The sequence below is a fragment of the Dietzia sp. SYD-A1 genome, from assembly GCF_015356725.1.
GTDB lineage: Bacteria > Actinomycetota > Actinomycetes > Mycobacteriales > Mycobacteriaceae > Dietzia.
This window is the reverse complement of sequence record NZ_JADDKI010000095.1, coordinates 1-684: the sequence shown is the minus strand read 5'-3', so window position 1 is coordinate 684 and position 684 is coordinate 1. Positions and strand designations below refer to the sequence as shown.

Here is a 684-nt window from a genome sequence, read left to right as displayed (position 1 = left end):
AGGTCGGCGACCCGCGGGCCCGGGTCGTGAGCGAAGCCGTCGGTGATGGTGGCCTCCGCGGCCAGGATCCTGGCGCCGAGGGACTGCTCCACCTCCGCGCGCAGGGCGGCGAGTCGTTCGGTCACGACGGCGGCCGTGTGTGTCCGGAGCGACTGGGTCCGGCGGACCGTGACCGTCGTCCAGCCGAGCGCCACGCCGCAGATCAGTGCCAACGGGATCACCATGACCGACAGTCCGGGGACCTCGGCGAGTGGTGACAGGAGCATGCGACCCACGCCGGTCCCGCCGGCGGCACCCATGAGCATCACGAGCGACTCCTCCGCGGCATTCCGGGGCGGACGCCCCGGCGTGATGCCGCCCGTCGGTGCGGGTATCCGCGGCGTCGTCGGCGCGGAGGCGCCGAGGTGTCGGGCCACGAGGGCGTCCGCGCGACGGTCCGCGCGGACGATGGTCCCCGCGATCACGCGATCCGCGTCGGAGGCCAGTGCCCGGACGACCCCGTCGACTCGTGATCTGGGCGCGGCCGCGAGTTCCTCCCGCGCCCGCGAGCCGAGGTCGCGCATAGACCGGTGCAGGTCCTGCACGACCTCCATGCGCAGTGCCTGGACATCCTGCCGCAGCGCCTGCGACCGTGAGGTGATCGCCTCGGTGCGGCGCGCGAGGAGCCAGTCGACGGTGTCGGGA

The 684-nt window shown here is 74.0% G+C and carries 1 pseudogene; it reads right to left on the bottom strand.

The features are described 5' to 3' along the window. Positions 1-684 (bottom strand): annotated as a pseudogene (locus IY392_RS04785) (hypothetical protein); the annotation flags it as partial.